The following is a 15902-nucleotide window of genomic DNA, read 5'->3' as shown; positions in this document are numbered from 1 at the left end:
CCGTCTTTTCCCCCCCCCCCCCCCCCACACCCCCCCCCCCCCCCCCCCCCCCCCACCCACCCCCCCCCCCCCCCCCCCCCCCCCCCCCCCCGCCCCCCCCCCCCCCCCCCCCCGCTGCTGGTCGAGCACGAGTACGAGGCGCGCAGCGAACTGTTCTCGTACTCGCTGGAGGAAGCCCCAGGCAATGGCGGCCGCCTGACCCGGCTGGAGACCCCGCGTGGCACCGTCGGCGGCGCCACCCCCCGCCCGGACGGCACGGTGGAGTTCCTCTGGTCCTCCGCCGCCGAGCCGTCCGCCGTCCGCTCCACCGCCGGCACGGTCGTGCTGCGGGCCCCCGGCTCGGTGCCGCCCGGTTCGGTGCCGGTCGAGGACGTCTGGGTGGACGGACCGGGCGGGCGGGTGCACGCGCTCGTCCAGCGGCCGGCCGGGGCCGGCCGGGGCGACGGCCCGTTCCCGACCGTCTTCGAGATCCACGGCGGGCCGACCCACCACGACAGCGACTCCTTCGCCGCCGGGCCGGCCGCCTGGCTGGACCACGGCTTCGCGGTGGTCCGGGTCAACTACCGCGGCTCCACCGGCTACGGCCAGGCCTGGACGGACGCCCTGCGCGAGCGGGTCGGCCTGATCGAGCTGGAGGACATCGGCGCGGTCCGCGAGTGGGCGGTGGCGAGCGGCCTCGCCGACCCGGACCGGCTCGTCCTCAGCGGCGGTTCCTGGGGTGGCTACCTCACCCTGCTCGGCCTCGGCGTACAGCCGGAGAGCTGGGCGCTCGGCGTCGCCGCCGTCCCCGTCGCGGACTACCTGACCGCGTACGACGACGAGATGGAGGCGCTGAAGTCGCTCGACCGCACGCTCTTCGGCGGCACCCCGCAGGAGGTGCCCGAGCGCTGGACGGCCTCCTCGCCGCTCACCTACGTCGAGCGGGTCCGGGTGCCGGTCTACATCAGCGCCGGGGTCAACGACCCGCGCTGCCCGATCCGGCAGATCGAGAACTACGTCGAGCGGCTGGAGCAGCTCGGCACGCCGCACGAGGTCTACCGCTACGACGCCGGGCACGGCTCCCTGGTGGTGGAGGAGCGGATCAAGCAGCTGCGGCTGGAGATCGACTTCGTCCGGCGCCACCTCGGCGCGGACGGTGTCGGGGAGAATCGGGCCGAAGGGGCGGCGGCCGTCGCGCCGACGGACGGGGGGACCGGGTGAGACGTCTGCTGGCGGTCATGGGGGTGGGGGTGGCCGGGGCCCTGGTGCTCACCGGCTGCTCGGGTCAGGACAGCGGCAGCGGAGCGGCCTGCCCGCCGCCCGCGTCGCCGTCCACGCAGCCGACGGCCTCGGCCACCGCTTCGGCCACCGCTTCGGCCACGGCTTCGGCTTCGGTCAGGGCTTCGGCCTTCGGGGGCGCTTCGGCGGGCGCATCGACGGGGAGCCTCGCCGTGCAGGCCGCCTTCCGCACGGTGGAGGCCGGTGAGGGCGACGACGGCGTGGTCGTGCTCGCCAAGTCCGGCTCGAAGTCGTCCGCGTCGAAGGGCTCGAAGGGCTCCAAGAGCGGACGCAAGGTGCGCCACCACACCGACCACGACGATGACGACGACAGCGGGAGCGGCAACGGCAGCCGGTGCGACCCGCCACCGTCGGGTTCGCCGTCCTCGTCGCCGTCCGGTACGCCGTCCGGTACGCCGTCGCCGTCCCTGTCGGCCACACCGGCCAGGCCTGCGACGCCGTCCCGGCTGGCCGTGCCGTCCGTACCGCCGGCGAAGCCGACGCGCTGAACCCCTGCCGAGGGGGCTACTCCAGGACCGGGTCCAGCCCGAGGACCCGGTCCTGTTCGGCCTCCGCCTCGCGGCGCGCCAGGCGGAACCACATGAAGACGACGAAGCCGCCGAAGACGAACCACTCCAGCGTGTAGCCCAGGTTCTGGAACGCCCGCAGGGTGAGCCCGTTGCCGCCCTGGGGCTGCACGGTCGGCACCGTGGTCAGCCCGGCCGGCGCCGCGTCCGCGGACACCCAGCCGTCGTACCAGCCGTCGTAGGACAGCTTGTTGACCAGCGCGGCCTGGTTGATCGTGCCGAGCTGTCCGGCCGGGAGGCCGCCGGCCACCGCGCCGTTGCTGCCGCTGCTCTCGCCGGCCTGGAGCCGCCCGGTCACCGTGACCTCGCCGGCTGGCGCCGCCGCGGCGGTGGCTCCGCCCGCGGCGGGCGTGCCCGGCGCCCAGCCCCGGACGACGGCGACGGTCCGGCCGTCCGCGGTGCGCAGCGGGGTGAGCACGTAGTAGCCCTGCTTGCCGTCCAGCACCCGGTTGGGGACGAGCAGTTGGTGTTCCTGGTCGAAGGTGCCGGCGACGGTCACGGCCCGGCCGACGGTGTCGGTGGTGACCTGCGGCCGGTCGGCGCCGAGCAGTTCGCCGAGCGGACTGGCCGCTCCGGCGTCCCCCGCCGACCTGCTGATCTCCTGGTGCGAGGAGACCTTGTCCTCGAACCGGCCGAGCTGCCAGGTGCCGAGCCAGACGCACACCGCAACGGCCGCGACGGCCAGCGCGGTGCCGCTCAGCCAGCGCGGGGTGAGGAGGAACCGGTACACACCACCACGGTAACCATTCCTCACGCTCCTCCCGACCACAGGGGTCCGCCTGCCGCACGAGAAGTCGGCCGGGCCGACTTCCCGTACGCGGGGCGCGGCAGGTGTGCCTGGGGCTCAGCCGGCCGAAGGGGAGGTGGTCGGGGTGGGCGCCGGCGGGGCCTGGAGGGGTTGGGGGGCGGTGCGGTAGACGGTGCCCGCGCAGGCGCCCGGGAGGCCGACCGTCGCGGTGGACGGGCTGCCCGGGGCCGGGGTGTGGGCGAGGGTGACGGTGGGCGGCGGCGTGCTGGGGCCGGCGGTCGGGGTGGCCGTGGGGCTCTGGGCCGTGGTCGGACCGGCCGTCGGCGTGGTCGTCGCCGGGGGCGCCGCGCTGGGTGCCCGCGAGGAGCCGGCCGCCGGGCCTGCGCCGGTGGAGCCGCCGGAGGCTCCGGCCTGCGCCCCCGAGGTGCTGCCCTGGCCCGACCCGGCGGCCACGGCCGATCCGCCCTGGCCGGCCGTTGCGCTGGGCGTGGAACCGCCCGGGGCGGGGCAGCCGCCGGCGTCCGGCACCCAGCCGAAGTCCACCCGGTACCCGGCTTGCGGCGCCAGCAGCAGCCCCTGGCCGGCGCCGTCCCCGGCGGCGGGCGAGGCGCCCGCGGCCGTTGCGACGGCGGGCAGGCCGGTCGCCGGGTCGCCGGCCGTGTGGTCGGTCACCCGGATCCGGGCGGCGTCCGTCCCGGTGACGCCGATGACCGAGACCGCTCCCGGCCCGCCGAGCCGGCAGGCGTGCCCGGAGGTGTTGAGCACGGTGAAGTATCCGTAGATCCGCCCGTCGGCGTCGGCGGTGCCGACCTGGGCGGTGCCCTGCCCGAGGTCGCCGCGGGTGCAGAGCGGCACCAGTGTGCCGCCGCCGGTGCTGGTGGCGGTGGCGGGGGTGACCGCGCCCGGGCCCGCGTCGGTGGTGCTCGCCCCGGGGCGCGGCGGGGCGCTGGCGGAGCCGGACGGGCCGGCGCCGGTGCCGGTCCCGCTCGTGCCGGCGTGCGGCGTCTGGTTCGGGCCGGCCGAGTCGCCACCGGCCGTGGTGCCTCCGGCGGAGGCGGAGGCCGTCCCGTCGGCGGCGCTGGGCGAGCCGGGGCCGCCGGAGAGGTCCAGGTGGTCGGCGTCGTGCAGGGCGGGCAGTGCGATGGCGACGGCGAGTGCCAGTGCGGCGGCGCCGGTCCAGGCTCCGCGTACGGCGGCCCGGCGGCGGGGTACGGCGCGGCGGATGTGGTGCAGTCCGCCCGGGTCGGGCTGGAGTTCGGACACCGCGCGTTGCATCAGTTCGCGGACCAGCCGCTCCTCCGCGTTCAGCCCGTCCGCGTTGGGCCTGCCCGGGTTCGGCGGCCCGCCTGCGCCGGCCAGGCCTCCCCTGTCGTCAGCCATGCCCGGCCTCCATCTGGACCCGCAGCGCGGCGAGCCCACGCGAGCCGTACGCCTTCACCGAACCGAGCGAGATGCCCAGGGTCTCCGCGACCTGCGCCTCCGTCATGTCCACGAAGTAACGCAGCACCAGAACCTCCCGCTGACGGCGTTGCAGACCCCGCAGCGCGGCCTTCAACTGATCGCGCTCCAGCGCATCGTAGGCTCCTTCTTCTGCACTGGCCATGTCAGGCATGGGCTTCGGCAGCAGCCGCAGGCCGAGGATCCGGCGCCGCAGCGTGGACCGGGACAGGTTGACCACGGTCTGCCGCAGATAGGCGAGCGTCTTCTCGGGCTCGCGCACCCGGCGCCGGGCCGCGTGGACCCGGATGAACGCCTCCTGGACCACGTCCTCACAGGTCGAGAGGTCGTCGAGGAGCAGCGCCGCCAACCGGAGCAGCGAACGGTAGTGGGCCTGATAGGTCTCGGTGAGCAGATCCTCGCTGGTGCCCGCGCTGGTACCGGCACCGGAGTCCGCCGGGCCGGGTGCGACCGCCGTCATCTGGCTTTCTTCCGGCCTATCCGCAGGCCGATGGGCGCGCGGAGGGAACGTCACCGCGGCCGTTGCCGAGATGCCCGCCCCTGCCCCCACCATCACGTTCGCCACGCCCGTTGGACACTCGATCCCCTGTCATGGTTGCCCAGCCCACGGGACATTCTCGCCCATGGGCCGAAGCCGCCTCCAGGGGGATTCGGGCGGATTCCGTGACCGACTGTCCGGAGGCGGGGACCGACCCGTCCGAAAACCGGACGAAACGACAACCGGACCGTCGACGGAACGCCAGTCGGCCGGACGGCGGAGCGTCGGCGGAACCTCGGCCGACACGTCGGCGGAACGTCAGCCGAAGCGTCACCCAGTACGTCGGCGGAGCGTCAGCCGGACAGCTCGCCCGCGACCAGTTCGGCGATCTGCAGGGCGTTGAGCGCCGCCCCCTTGCGCAGATTGTCGCCGCAGAGGAAGAGGTCCAGCGCGGCCGGGTCGTCCAGCGCCCGGCGGACCCGCCCGACCCAGACCGGGTCCGTCCCGACCACGTCGTTGGGGGTGGGGAACTCGCCCGCCGCCGGATCGTCGTAGAGCACCACGCCGGGGGCGTCCCGGAGGATCTCCTGGGCGTGCTCCTGGGTGACCTCGCGCTCGAAGACGGCGTGCACGGCCAGCGCGTGGGTGCGCACCACCGGGATGCGGACGCAGGTCGCGGAGACCTTGAGGCCCGCCAGGCCGAGGATCTTGCGCGACTCGTCGCGGATCTTCAGCTCGTCGGACGACCAGCCGCCGTCCACCAGCGAGCCGCTCCACGGCACCGCGTTGAGCGCCAGCGGGGCGGCGAACGGGCCGTTGTCGGCGATCACCGCGCGCAGGTCGCCGGTGTGCTCGCCCACCTCGGTGCCGGCGACCAGCCCGACCTGCTCGCGCAGCGCGTCCACGCCGGCCCGGCCCTCGCCGGAGGCGGCCTGGTAGGAGGCGACGACGAGTTCGCTGAGCCCGTACTCGGCGTGCAGCGCGCCGAGCGCCGCGATCATCGTGAGAGTGCTGCAGTTGGGGCCGGCGACGATGCCGCGCGGGCGCAGCCGGGCCGCCGCCGCGTTGACCTCGGGGACGACCAGCGGGACGGCGTCGTCCATCCGGAACACCGCGGAGTTGTCGACCACCACGACACCCTTGGCGGCCGCGATCGGCGCCCAGCGCGCGGAGACCTCGTCGGGTACGTCGAAGAGCGCGATGTCGATCCCGTCGAAGACCTCCTCGGCGAGCGGGAGCACCTCGACGGGCTCCCCGCGCACGACCGGCTTGCGGCCGGCCGAGCGCGGGGAGGCGACGAGGCGCACCTCGCCCCAGATGTCCTGACGGAGTGAGAGCAGGCCGAGGAGTACCTCGCCGACCGCGCCGGTGGCGCCGACGACGGCGAGGTTCGGCCGCCGGGTCATCGCCCGGTGCCGCCGTAGACGACCGCCTCGTCCGACTCGCTGTCCAGCCCGAAGGCAGTGTGGACGGCGCGCACGGCCTCGTTGACGTCGTCGGCGCGGGTGACGACCGAGATCCGGATCTCCGAGGTGGAGATCAGCTCGATGTTGACGCCGGCCTCGGAGAGCGCCTCGAAGAAGGTCGCGGTGACGCCCGGGTTGGAGCGCATGCCGGCCCCGACCAGGGAGATCTTGCCGATCGCGTCGTCGTAGCGCAGCGACTCGTAGCCGATGCCCTCCTTGACCCGGCCGAGCGCGTCGATGGCCTTCTGGCCCTCGGTCTTCGGCAGGGTGAAGGAGATGTCGGTCAGGCCGGTCGACGCGGCGGAGACGTTCTGCACCACCATGTCGATGTTGACCTCGGCGTCGGCGATGGCGCGGAAGATGCGCGCCGCCTCGCCCGGCTTGTCCGGCACGCCGACGACCGTGACCTTGGCCTCGGAAGTGTCGTGGGCGACTCCGGAGATGATGGCCTGCTCCATCTCGCCCCCTTCGGGCATGTTCGGGTTGTCGTTGCTGACGATCGTCCCGGGAAGGCCCGAGAAGGACGAGCGTACGTGAATCGGGATGTTGTAGCGCCGCGCGTACTCCACGCAGCGGTCGAGCAGCACCTTGGAACCGGACGAGGCCAGCTCCAGCATGTCCTCGTACGCGATCCAGTCGATCTTGCGGGCCTTCTTCACCACGCGCGGGTCGGCGGTGAAGACGCCGTCCACGTCGGTGTAGATCTCGCACACCTCGGCCCTGAGGGCCGCGGCGAGGGCGACGGCGGTGGTGTCCGAGCCGCCGCGGCCGAGCGTGGTGATGTCCTTGCTCGTCTGCGAGACGCCCTGGAAGCCGGCCACGATCGCGATGTTGCCCTCGTCCAGGGCGGTGCGGATGCGGCCCGGCGTCACGTCGATGATGCGCGCCTTGTTGTGGACGGAGTCGGTGATGACGCCGGCCTGGCTGCCCGTGAAGGACTGGGCCTCGTGACCGAGGGATTTGATCGCCATGGCCAGCAGCGCCATGGAGATGCGTTCTCCAGCGGTCAGCAGCATGTCGAACTCACGGCCGGCAGGGATGGGTGACACCTGCTCCGCGAGTTCGATGAGCTCGTCCGTCGTGTCGCCCATCGCGGACACCACGACGACGACCTCATGGCCGGCCTTCTTGGTGTCGACGATTCGACGGGCCACGCGCTTGATGCCCTCGGCATCCGCAACGGATGAGCCGCCGTACTTCTGCACGACAAGGCCCACGTGCGCTCCTCGACTTGTGTCGTTTCCGGGGGCCCGGGGGCCCCCGCACCCCCGGGTGGCGGGGGTTGTGCGGTCGGCGCCAGTCTACCGAGCAGGGGTGGCGCGACTGTCGCTTTCCATATGATGAGACGCCCGTTTCAGCAGGTGGGCGGCGGTACGGGGCCGGCCACCGGCAGGTCTGCGGGGTATCCGGGACGGCCCCGAAGAATCGGCGGACGAACGGACGGCGGCCCCGGGGTTTTCCCTTCCGGCCTCGGAGCCTGAGGCGTGCGTCACAATCCGTCCTCCGCTGCCGTGGTCCTGCCGTCCGACCTCCGCTGCCGGTCCTACCGTCCGAGACCCAGCTCGGCCGCCATCAGGTCACCGGCCTGCTGCTCCAACTGCTCGTCGGTGAGCCCGTCGTCGTCGGTGTCCGCACCGTCCGGCACCGCCCCGAGCGGGCTGTCCAGCCTGACGTGGGCGATCAGCGACTGCAGCGCCCGGAGCACCGCCGAGCAGGTCGTGCCCCAGTTGGAGAGGTACGAGAACTGCCACCACCAGAGCGCCTCGCTGACCCGCCCCTCGCGGTAGTGGGTGAGCCCGTGCTGGAGCTCGCTGACCACTCCGGCCAGGTCGTCCGAGATCCGGAACGCGTTCGGCTTCTCCGGCGGCCCGTACGGGTCGAAGACCTCGTGGTAGACGTCGATCGGCGCGAGCAGCTCGGCCAGCCGCTCCCGCAGCTGCTCACCGTCCGGCTCCGGCCCTGCGTCGGGCTCGAAGCGGTCCTCGGGGACGACGTCCTCGATGGCACCGAGCCGGCCGCCGGCCAGCAGCAGCTGCGAGACCTCCAGGAGGAGCAGCGAGACCGCGCTGCCGGGCTCGTCGCCCTTGGCGACCTCGGTGACGGCGAGCACGAAGCTCTCCACCGAGTCCGCGATCTGCACCGCGAAGTCGTCCGGCTCCGAACCGTGCGCGTGGATGTGCGGGGCGTGCAGGTCCTGCTGCGGGTCGGCCAGGTGGGGGCCGCCCTGGTGGGGCGGGTGGGGCTGCTGGTTGAGCGTCCGGTCAGACATCGAGCAGTCGTCTCCCTTCGAAGGCGCGACCGAGGGTGACCTCGTCCGCGTACTCCAGATCCCCGCCGACGGGCAGACCGCTCGCCAGGCGGGTCACCTTCAGGCCCATCGGCTTGCAGAGCCGGGCCAGATAGGTGGCGGTCGCCTCCCCCTCCAGGTTGGGGTCGGTGGCCAGGATCAGCTCGGTGACCGTGCCGTCCGCGAGGCGCGCCAGCAGCTCGCGGATCCGCAGGTCGTCCGGGCCGACGCCCTCGATCGGGCTGATCGCGCCGCCCAGCACGTGGTAGCGGCCGCGGAACTCGCGGGTGCGCTCGATGGCGACGACGTCCTTGGACTCCTCGACCACGCAGATCACCGCGAGGTCGCGGCGCGGGTCGAGGCAGACGCGGCACTGCTCGGCCTCCGCGACATTGCCGCAGACCGCGCAGAACCGGACCTTGTCCTTGACCTCCAGCAACGCGTGCGCCAGCCGGCGCACGTCGGTGGGGTCGGCCTGCAGGACGTGGAAGGCGATCCGCTGCGCGCTCTTGGGCCCGACGCCGGGCAGCCTGCCCAGTTCGTCGATCAGGTCCTGAACCACGCCCTCGTACACGTCGCGCCTTCCCTCGGGTTGGTCGGTCTCGGCTGGTCGCTGGGGCACCCGTTCGGGTACTCCGGTGCCATCATCCAACGAATCGGGCGCCGGGCGCACCGCCCGACGCCCTACTCCCGCATAAATCACACAGGTCTGTCGTCTGACCTTCAGACCATCATGACCTCGGACTTTCCCGACCGCTCGGGCAAGCTCCGCAGGTCAGAACGGCAGACCCGGGATACCGCCGCCCAGGCCCTGGGTCAGCGGGCCCATCCGCTCGGCCTGCATCTTCTGCGCGGCCTGGTTCGCATCCCGGACCGCCGCCAGGATCAGGTCGGCCAGGGTCTCGGTGTCCTCCGGGTCGACGGCCGCCGGGGCGATGGTCAGGGCTACCAGCTCACCGGCACCGGTCACCGTGGCCTCGACCAGGCCGCCGCCCGCCGAACCGTTCACCTTCGTCTCGGCCAGCTCCTGCTGGGCCTTGGCGAGGTCCTGCTGCATCTTCTGCGCCTGCTTGAGCAGCTGCTGCATGTTGGGCTGGCCACCACCGGGGAACACGGGTCACTCCCTTGCGTTCGGGTTCGTCTTGCTTCGTCCACGTCGTCGGCGTCGTCGCATGCGTCATCTACGTCGTCTGCGTCGTCGCCTGACGTCGTCGCGACGAGCCTACGTGGTGCCCGCCCGTCAGCCGCCGCTGTGGCGGATCTCCTCCAGGACCGTCGCCCCCAGCTCGCGGATGATCAGCTCCTGGCCGGAGAAGGTCTCCTCCTTGAGGTCCGGGTCGTCCTCCTCCGGGATGTCGTCCTCCAGGGCGACCGCCGGGGCGGCTGGCGCGGCCGGCCGGGCCTGCACGGGCGGAGCCGGCGCCATCGGGGCGGCCGCTGCGACCGATGCCGACGGGGGTGCGGCCACGGGTGCGGGCGCGGGGGACGGGACGGGCGCCGGTGCGGCGGCCTGCATCGGGGGCGCGGACGCCGCCGGACGCGCCGGGGGTGCACCCCAACCGCCGCCACCGCCGCTGCCGAAGTTCCCGCCGGCGGCCGGGGCGGTGCCTCCGCCTCCGCCGCCCGCCACCCCGCCGGACGAGCCGCCCGAGGGGTCGACGATGCACTCGATCCGCCAGTCCACGCCGAGCGCGTCCGACAGCGCCTGGCGCAGCACGTCGTCGCTGTTGCTGCCGACGAAGCTGTCCCGGGCGCCCGCGTTGATGAACGACACCTGGAGCACGCTGCCGTCGAACCCGGCCACCTGGCCGTTCTGGCTGAGCAGGATCCAGGTGAAGCGGCGGCGGTTCTTCACCGCCTCCAGAATCTGCGGCCACATCTGCCGGATCTGCGCGGCACCCTGTTGCGCGGCACCCGACGGCTGCCCGCCGACCGGTGCGGCTGCCGGGGCAGCCGTGGGCGCGGGGGCCTGGACGGGCGCGGGGGCCTGAACGGGCGCGGGCGTCGGCTGCGGCACGCCCTGCGCGGGTGCCGGCTGGGCGGGCGCGGGCGCGCCACCGGCCGGCGGGAAGCTGCGCGGAATCGGCCACGCCCCGGGCGCGGGCCCGGCCGGGGCCGGAGCGGGCGCCGCCTGGACGGGGGCCGGCTGGACGGGGGGTGCCTGCACCGGCGCGGCCTGCACCGCCTCCACCGGCACCGGGGCATCCTGCACGGGCGCCGCGACGGGCGCGGGCATGGCCGCCATGGATGTCGCGGGCGCCATCGGCGCCATCGGTCCGGCCGCCGGAGCCGCGAAGCCCCCGGCCGAGGCCCGGCGCTCCAGCTTGTCCAGCCGCGCCTGCAACGACAGCTCGTCGCTGTACGCACCCGGCAGCATCACCCGGGCGCAGATCAGCTCCAGCTGGAGCCGCGGCGCCGCGTTCCCCCGCATCTCGGTCAGCCCGGTGTTGACGATGTCCGCCGCCCGGCTCAGCTCGGCCGCCCCGAAGGCGTCCGCCTGGGCCTGCATGATCGCGACCCGGTCGGCCGGGGCGTCGATCAGCCCCTTCTCCCCCGCGTCCGGCACAGTGGCCAGGATCACCAAGTCCCGCAGGCGCTCCAGCAGGTCCGTCACGAACCGGCGCGGATCATGCCCGCCCTCGACCACCCGGTCGATCGCCTGGAACACCGTCGCCCCGTCGTGCGCGGCAAAGGCGTCCACCACCTCGTCCAGCAGCGCCGAGTCGGTGTACCCCAGCAGCGCGGTCGCCATCTGGTACGTCACACCGCCCTCGCCGGCACCCGCGAGCAGCTGGTCCATCACCGACATCGAGTCACGCACCGACCCGGCACCGGCCCGCACCACCAGGGGGAAGACGGAGTCCTCCACCTGGATCTGCTCCCGCCCGCAGACCTCCGCCAGGTAGTCGCGCAGCGTCCCCGGCGGCACCAGCCGGAACGGATAGTGGTGTGTCCGGGAGCGGATCGTCCCGATCACCTTCTCCGGCTCCGTCGTCGCGAAGATGAACTTGAGGTGCTCCGGCGGCTCCTCCACCACCTTCAGCAGCGCGTTGAAGCCGGCCGAGGTCACCATGTGCGCCTCGTCCAGGATGAAGATCTTGTACCGGCTGTGCACCGGCGCGAAGAACGCCCGCTCCCGCAGCTCACGCGCGTCGTCCACACCACCGTGCGACGCGGCGTCGATCTCGATCACGTCGATCGACCCGGGCCCGCCCGTCGCGAGGTCCCGGCAGGACTGGCACTCCCCGCACGGGGTCGGCGTCGGCCCCTGCTCACAGTTCAGACAGCGGGCCAGGATGCGCGCGCTCGTCGTCTTCCCGCAGCCGCGCGGGCCGCTGAACAGATACGCGTGGTTGACCCTGTTGTTGCGCAGGGCCTGCTGGAGCGGAGCGGTCACGTGCTCCTGCCCGATGACCTCGGCGAAAGTCTCGGGGCGATAGCGGCGGTACAGGGCTAGGGACACACCACCGACGATATCGGGACGGGCCGACAAACGCGTCGCCCCTCAACCGGGCCACCCCGCCCCCGGGAACGCAAAGACCCCCCGTGCACCCGCCAGAGCCCTCCTACCCTTGCTGCCTTCCGGCCCTGGGGGGGTTCAGAGAGATAACGCCACACGAGGGGCTGCCCCCAACAGTACCCGATCCCAGCCCTCCACCTCCACCACCCCGATCCGCAGGTCACACCCTGCCCCCGCCTACGAGATACGTGGTCGCGACCACCCCTGAACATGTACTAAGCTCTCCCACGGAGGATTCGCCTAGAGGCCTAGGGCGCACGCTTGGAAAGCGTGTTGGGAGCAATCCCTCACGAGTTCGAATCTCGTATCCTCCGCCGGCAGAAGGCCCGGACCGTTTCGACGGCCCGGGCCTTCGTCGTTCCCATGGGCCGACACGCAGCCTCCACGCACGGGACACGCCCCCCTCCGCCATCCGCAGGGCGCGCCATCGAGGCCTGCACCTTCATGCCGCCACACGGTCGAGCACAAGTCCGACGCACGCCCCACGCGTTACTTCGGAATGTATTCCGAAGTAACGTCGGAGGCATGTCGACTCCCACGGTCTCGTTCTCTGATCTTTCGAAGAACTCCAAACGGGTCGCCGACACCGTGGAGCGGGCCCAGCGCGTCCACGTCTCGCGCCGCGACGGTGAGGATCTCTACCTCACCACCGCGCGGCACGACCGCCAGCGCGAGGAGACCGCCGATGTCACCGCGCGCCTGCTCGCGGCCCTGATCAGCAGCGACGAGGGGGCGCGTGCGGTGCTCCTCGCTCTGCCCACGGTCTTTCCCTGGACCCGGCACCTGTCCGCAGAGGAGGTGCGGGAGTTCGTCGTCGACCTCGTGGACGGCACTCGCGATGTCGTGGAGCTGGACGTACACGCCAACCTGCACCGCGTCATCGTCGAGTGGCGCGCCACCGCGAGAATCCTGGCCGACCCCGAACTGACCACGCAGCTCTCCGCACGTCTCCCCGGCGAGGATCACGGCGAGGTCTCCGCGCCATGAGCCCGAAGCGCGGCGACGACGTCGCACCGCCGCCCGTCGGCGACGAGTGGCGGCTCCGCTTCGCCACAAGCGAAGCAGCCAAAGGCTGGGGCGATCTCTGCACCGAGGCAGCGGGCAACACTCGCCGCTGCTTCGAAGCCCTGCGCACCAACCCGCTGTCGATGAACGATCCGGATCGACAGCATCGGCTGCGCGGTCGCCTCGCCACCCGCGACCTCGGGGGCGACGAACTTCCCCAGTGGGAGTACGAGGTGACCGCCGGCGGGCGGGTGCGCTACCTCGTCGACGAAGTCAAGCGGACCGTCCACCTCGTGTATGCCTCCACGCGACACCCGAAGGACACCGACAGCTGACTGCGTTCACGAGAAATTGAGAAGCGTGTTGGGAGCAATCCCTCACGAGTTTCGAATCTCGTATCCTCCGCCGGCAGAAGGCCGGACCGTTTCGACGGTCCGGGCCTTCGTCGTTCGCGGCCTGTTCGTCGTCGTCGGCCGGTTCGCCGGGGGCGGCTGGGGCGCATCAGGGCGCGGGGGCCGGGGCTGCGGTCTCCCAGGCGAAGCCGTCCGGGTCGGTGAAGGGCGCGGCCGCACCGCCGATCGCGAGCCGGTGTGATCCGGTGCCGTCGGGAGAGACGCCGGCGTCCTTGGCAAGGGCACGGCGCTTGTACAGCCCCAGCTTGACGGGGCTCGACCCGGCGGCGAACTCGACGTACATACCGCCGAAGCTCTTCGCCACGGCGAGGCCCCGGCCGACGTAGAAGCGCTTGCTCGCGGTCACGTCCGCGACGCCCAGCAGCAGCACCATCGAGTCGATCTGCCGGGTGGCCGGGCCGGTGTCCTTCTTCGCCGACGTCGCGACCTTCCAGATCGTCCCGTCCGGGGCCTGTACGACGCCGCCGTAGCCCCAGAGCGACTTGGCGGCGGGCTTCAACGACGTGGCACCGGCGCCGAGGGCCGCGTCGATGAGGCCGTTGACGGTGGCCGGCTGCGACACCGTCAGCGACAGTGTGAAACCGCGGAAGCCGGTCACCGGTGGCTGCGAGGCCCGCAGGCACAGCTGCGGGCCCAGGCCGAAGGCGGTGGCGTAGAACTGGTCGGCGGCTGCGTGGTCGGCCACGTCGAGGGTGACGGATTCGATGGAAGTCATGACTGTGAAGCTAGTTGCGGCCCGGTGGCCGGTGCTTCTCGATTCCTGACCGGTCTGGTCAGCTGTCGCGCGACGCACCCGGCCTGGTGGCGCCGGACTGTCCGGTCGGCGTCACCAGGCCGTTCTCGTAGGCGATGATGACGAGGTGGACCCGGTCGCGGGCGTCGAGCTTGGCCAGCAGCCGCGTCACGTACGCCTTGACGGTCGCGCCGCTGATGAACATCGCCTCGGCGATCCGGGCGTTCGACATCCCCCGGCCGATCAGCGTCAGTACCTCGAGCTCGCGGTCGGTGATCCCCTGGATCGCCTTGGGCGGCAGGGCGGCGGCCCGTTGCGGACGGTCGGCGAACTCCTCGATCAGGCGGCGTGTCACCTTCGGCGCGATCAGTGCGTCCCCGGCGGCCACGACCCGCACCGCCGCGATGATGTCGTCCAAGGCCATGTCCTTGACGAGGAACCCCGAAGCCCCGGCTCTCAGGGCGTTGTAGACGTTGTCGTCGTCGTCGAACGTCGTCAGGACGATGACGTGCGGGGCACCGGCGTTCTTCGTGATCATCCGGGTTGCCTCGATGCCGTCCATGCCGGGCATGCGGATGTCCATGACGACGACGTCGGGACTGAGGTCCCGGACCAGTTGCACGGCCTCGGCGCCGTTCCCGGCCTCCCCGACGACCTCGATGTCCGGGATGTCGGTGATCACCATGACCAGACCGGCGCGGATCAGCGGCTGGTCGTCGGCGAGCACGACGCGGACCGGCATCAGACCTCCATCGGGATGGGAAGACGGGCGGTCACGCGGTAGCCGCCCTCGGGACGCGGCCCGGCGGTGAAGTCGCCGTTCAACAGCTTCACCCGGTCTCGCATCCCGGCGATACCGTAGCCGGTGCCTTCGCCCCTGCCGTTCCCGGATCCGCTGTCGACGATCACGACGGACAGGTCGTCCGGCCGGAAGACCACGGAGACACGGCACTGCTCGGTCCTGGAGTGCTTGACCACGTTGGTGACGGACTCCTGGATGATGCGGAAGGCGGACAGGTCGACCTCCGGCGGCAGCGGACGCCGCTCGCCGCGCCACTCGACGTCCACCCGGACGCCGGCGTCACGGACGTTCTCCACCAGCTTCTCGACGTCCCCGAGCCCGGCGAGCGGCTTGGCGGCGCCGCCGGAGTCGGCGTCATGGAGTGCGCCCAGCATCCGACGCAGCCCGGCGAGCGTCTCCCGGCTGGTGTTCTCGATGACGCCGAGCGCCTTGCGGGCGCCCTCGGGCTGGGTCTCGATGACGCGCTTGGCGGCGCCGGCCTGGATCGCGACGACGCCGATGCTGTGCGCGACCATGTCATGCAGCTCGCGGGCGATCCGCAGCCGCTCGGCCGTCACCGCCTGCTCCGCGACCCGGGTGCGCATCTGCTCGGTGTGCTCGCGTTCCTGACGTCGCGAGTTCCCGGTCACCCAGGCGACCACGATCATCATCAGGACGACGGCCTCGACCGAGGTGCCCACCCGCAGTCCCAGCGCCAGGCGCGTGCCGACGTAGCCGAGGAGCCCGGCGAGGCCGAGTCCGGCGGCGAACAGCGACGTCCGCCGCGTCTCGGTGGCGGCGACGAAGCAGAGGGCCACACAGACCGGCAGGTACTGGTCGGGCGCAATGCTGGTCGTGTGCAGGGGGCCGTTGGTCAGGGCCAGCGCGCTGAGCACCAGCATCGTCACCGACGGCAGCGGCCGGCGGGTCAGGAGCCCGCTGGCGCCGGCCAGCAGGGCCGCCGCGACCAGCAGCATCGCCTGCTCGCGGCCGGCCATCGCGAACGGCTCGATGCGGTGGCTCTTCTCGCCCCAGGGCCGCAACTGTTCGCCCGGCCAGCGGATCTGGACGACGAACGAGTACAGCGTGGAGACGCACCAGGCGAGCGCCGTCCACGCGCCGGGCGTCACACGCCGCAGCAACGGCATCGGGGGCGGGGTCGTGGGCAT

Annotated in this window: 15 protein-coding genes, 1 tRNA gene, 1 other RNA gene and 1 pseudogene; 5 read left to right on the top strand and 13 right to left on the bottom strand. The window is 72.7% G+C overall.

Going from position 1 to position 15902, the window contains the following annotated elements; translation table 11 throughout:
- Nucleotides 1-108: 108 nt before the first annotated feature.
- Nucleotides 109-1200: pseudogene (locus ACZ6NC_RS15445) on the top strand (alpha/beta hydrolase family protein); the annotation flags it as partial.
- Between the two features lie 230 nt (nt 1201-1430).
- Entirely contained in the window at nt 1431-1766 is a 336-nt protein-coding gene (locus ACZ6NC_RS15440) for a hypothetical protein (protein ID WP_465732832.1), read from the top strand.
- Nucleotides 1767-1782: 16 nt separating this feature from the next.
- Here ACZ6NC_RS15440 and ACZ6NC_RS15435 read toward each other — a convergent pair whose 3' ends face one another.
- The 10 genes from ACZ6NC_RS15435 to ffs form a co-directional block, all read right to left on the bottom strand.
- Entirely contained in the window at nt 1783-2574 is a 792-nt protein-coding gene (locus ACZ6NC_RS15435; RefSeq protein WP_465732830.1) for an SURF1 family protein, read from the bottom strand.
- 114 nt (nt 2575-2688) lie between these two features.
- Nucleotides 2689-3972 (bottom strand): hypothetical protein, encoded by a 1284-nt coding sequence (locus ACZ6NC_RS15430; RefSeq protein ID WP_465732828.1) that lies wholly within the window; start codon nt 3970-3972, stop codon nt 2689-2691.
- Nucleotides 3965-4510 carry a SigE family RNA polymerase sigma factor gene (locus ACZ6NC_RS15425; protein WP_360181438.1) on the bottom strand — a complete coding sequence of 182 codons (546 nt, stop codon included), beginning with the start codon at nt 4508-4510 and terminating at the stop codon, nt 3965-3967. Before ACZ6NC_RS15425 ends, ACZ6NC_RS15430 begins: the two co-directional genes overlap by 8 nt.
- Before the next feature lie 371 nt (nt 4511-4881).
- The gene (locus ACZ6NC_RS15420; RefSeq protein ID WP_465732826.1) at nt 4882-5934 is read right to left on the bottom strand and encodes an aspartate-semialdehyde dehydrogenase; all 1053 of its coding nucleotides are present in this window, start codon (nt 5932-5934) and stop codon (nt 4882-4884) included.
- A complete protein-coding gene (locus ACZ6NC_RS15415; RefSeq protein WP_465732824.1) occupies nt 5931-7211 on the bottom strand; it encodes an aspartate kinase in 1281 nt (426 codons plus the stop codon). Before ACZ6NC_RS15415 ends, ACZ6NC_RS15420 begins: the two co-directional genes overlap by 4 nt.
- A 326-nt stretch (nt 7212-7537) precedes the next feature.
- On the bottom strand, nt 7538-8263 hold the full coding sequence (locus tag ACZ6NC_RS15410) for a DUF5063 domain-containing protein (protein ID WP_465732822.1): 726 nt from the start codon (nt 8261-8263) through the stop codon (nt 7538-7540).
- Nucleotides 8256-8855, bottom strand: coding sequence for a recombination mediator RecR (recR, locus tag ACZ6NC_RS15405; protein ID WP_148644037.1), 600 nt, complete (start codon nt 8853-8855; stop codon nt 8256-8258). Before recR ends, ACZ6NC_RS15410 begins: the two co-directional genes overlap by 8 nt.
- A gap of 201 nt (nt 8856-9056) precedes the next feature.
- On the bottom strand, nt 9057-9395 hold the full coding sequence (locus ACZ6NC_RS15400) for a YbaB/EbfC family nucleoid-associated protein (protein WP_465732820.1): 339 nt from the start codon (nt 9393-9395) through the stop codon (nt 9057-9059).
- Nucleotides 9396-9521: 126 nt separating this feature from the next.
- Nucleotides 9522-11744, bottom strand: a complete 2223-nt coding sequence (locus tag ACZ6NC_RS15395) for a DNA polymerase III subunit gamma and tau (RefSeq protein ID WP_465732818.1) — start codon at nt 11742-11744, stop codon at nt 9522-9524.
- A gap of 69 nt (nt 11745-11813) precedes the next feature.
- An RNA gene (gene ffs, locus ACZ6NC_RS15390) (signal recognition particle sRNA small type) lies at nt 11814-11910 on the bottom strand.
- 120 nt (nt 11911-12030) lie between these two features.
- Here ffs and ACZ6NC_RS15385 point away from each other — a divergent pair.
- From ACZ6NC_RS15385 to ACZ6NC_RS15375, 3 genes are all read left to right on the top strand, one after another.
- A tRNA-Ser gene (locus tag ACZ6NC_RS15385) sits at nt 12031-12115 on the top strand.
- A gap of 211 nt (nt 12116-12326) precedes the next feature.
- Complete coding sequence (locus ACZ6NC_RS15380; RefSeq protein ID WP_465732816.1) at nt 12327-12788, top strand: prevent-host-death family protein; 462 nt, start codon at nt 12327-12329, stop codon at nt 12786-12788.
- Nucleotides 12785-13141 carry a hypothetical protein gene (locus tag ACZ6NC_RS15375; protein WP_465732814.1) on the top strand — a complete coding sequence of 119 codons (357 nt, stop codon included), beginning with the start codon at nt 12785-12787 and terminating at the stop codon, nt 13139-13141. The genes ACZ6NC_RS15380 and ACZ6NC_RS15375 overlap by 4 nt, the downstream gene beginning before the upstream one ends.
- Before the next feature lie 166 nt (nt 13142-13307).
- On the opposite strand, the gene ACZ6NC_RS15370 is transcribed toward ACZ6NC_RS15375, so the two are convergent.
- The 3 genes from ACZ6NC_RS15370 to ACZ6NC_RS15360 are packed head-to-tail and all read right to left on the bottom strand — an operon-like array spanning nt 13308 to nt 15902.
- Nucleotides 13308-13934 carry a glyoxalase gene (locus ACZ6NC_RS15370; RefSeq protein WP_465732812.1) on the bottom strand — a complete coding sequence of 209 codons (627 nt, stop codon included), beginning with the start codon at nt 13932-13934 and terminating at the stop codon, nt 13308-13310.
- A 58-nt stretch (nt 13935-13992) separates the two neighbouring features.
- Nucleotides 13993-14694, bottom strand: a complete 702-nt coding sequence (locus tag ACZ6NC_RS15365; protein ID WP_465732810.1) for a response regulator — start codon at nt 14692-14694, stop codon at nt 13993-13995.
- Entirely contained in the window at nt 14694-15902 is a 1209-nt protein-coding gene (locus ACZ6NC_RS15360; protein ID WP_465732808.1) for a sensor histidine kinase, read from the bottom strand. Before ACZ6NC_RS15360 ends, ACZ6NC_RS15365 begins: the two co-directional genes overlap by 1 nt.

The sequence above is a fragment of the Kitasatospora sp. NPDC041988 genome, from assembly GCF_055588525.1.
Note: the sequence above shows the minus strand (reverse complement) of the source record. Positions and strands in the feature narration are given on the sequence as shown.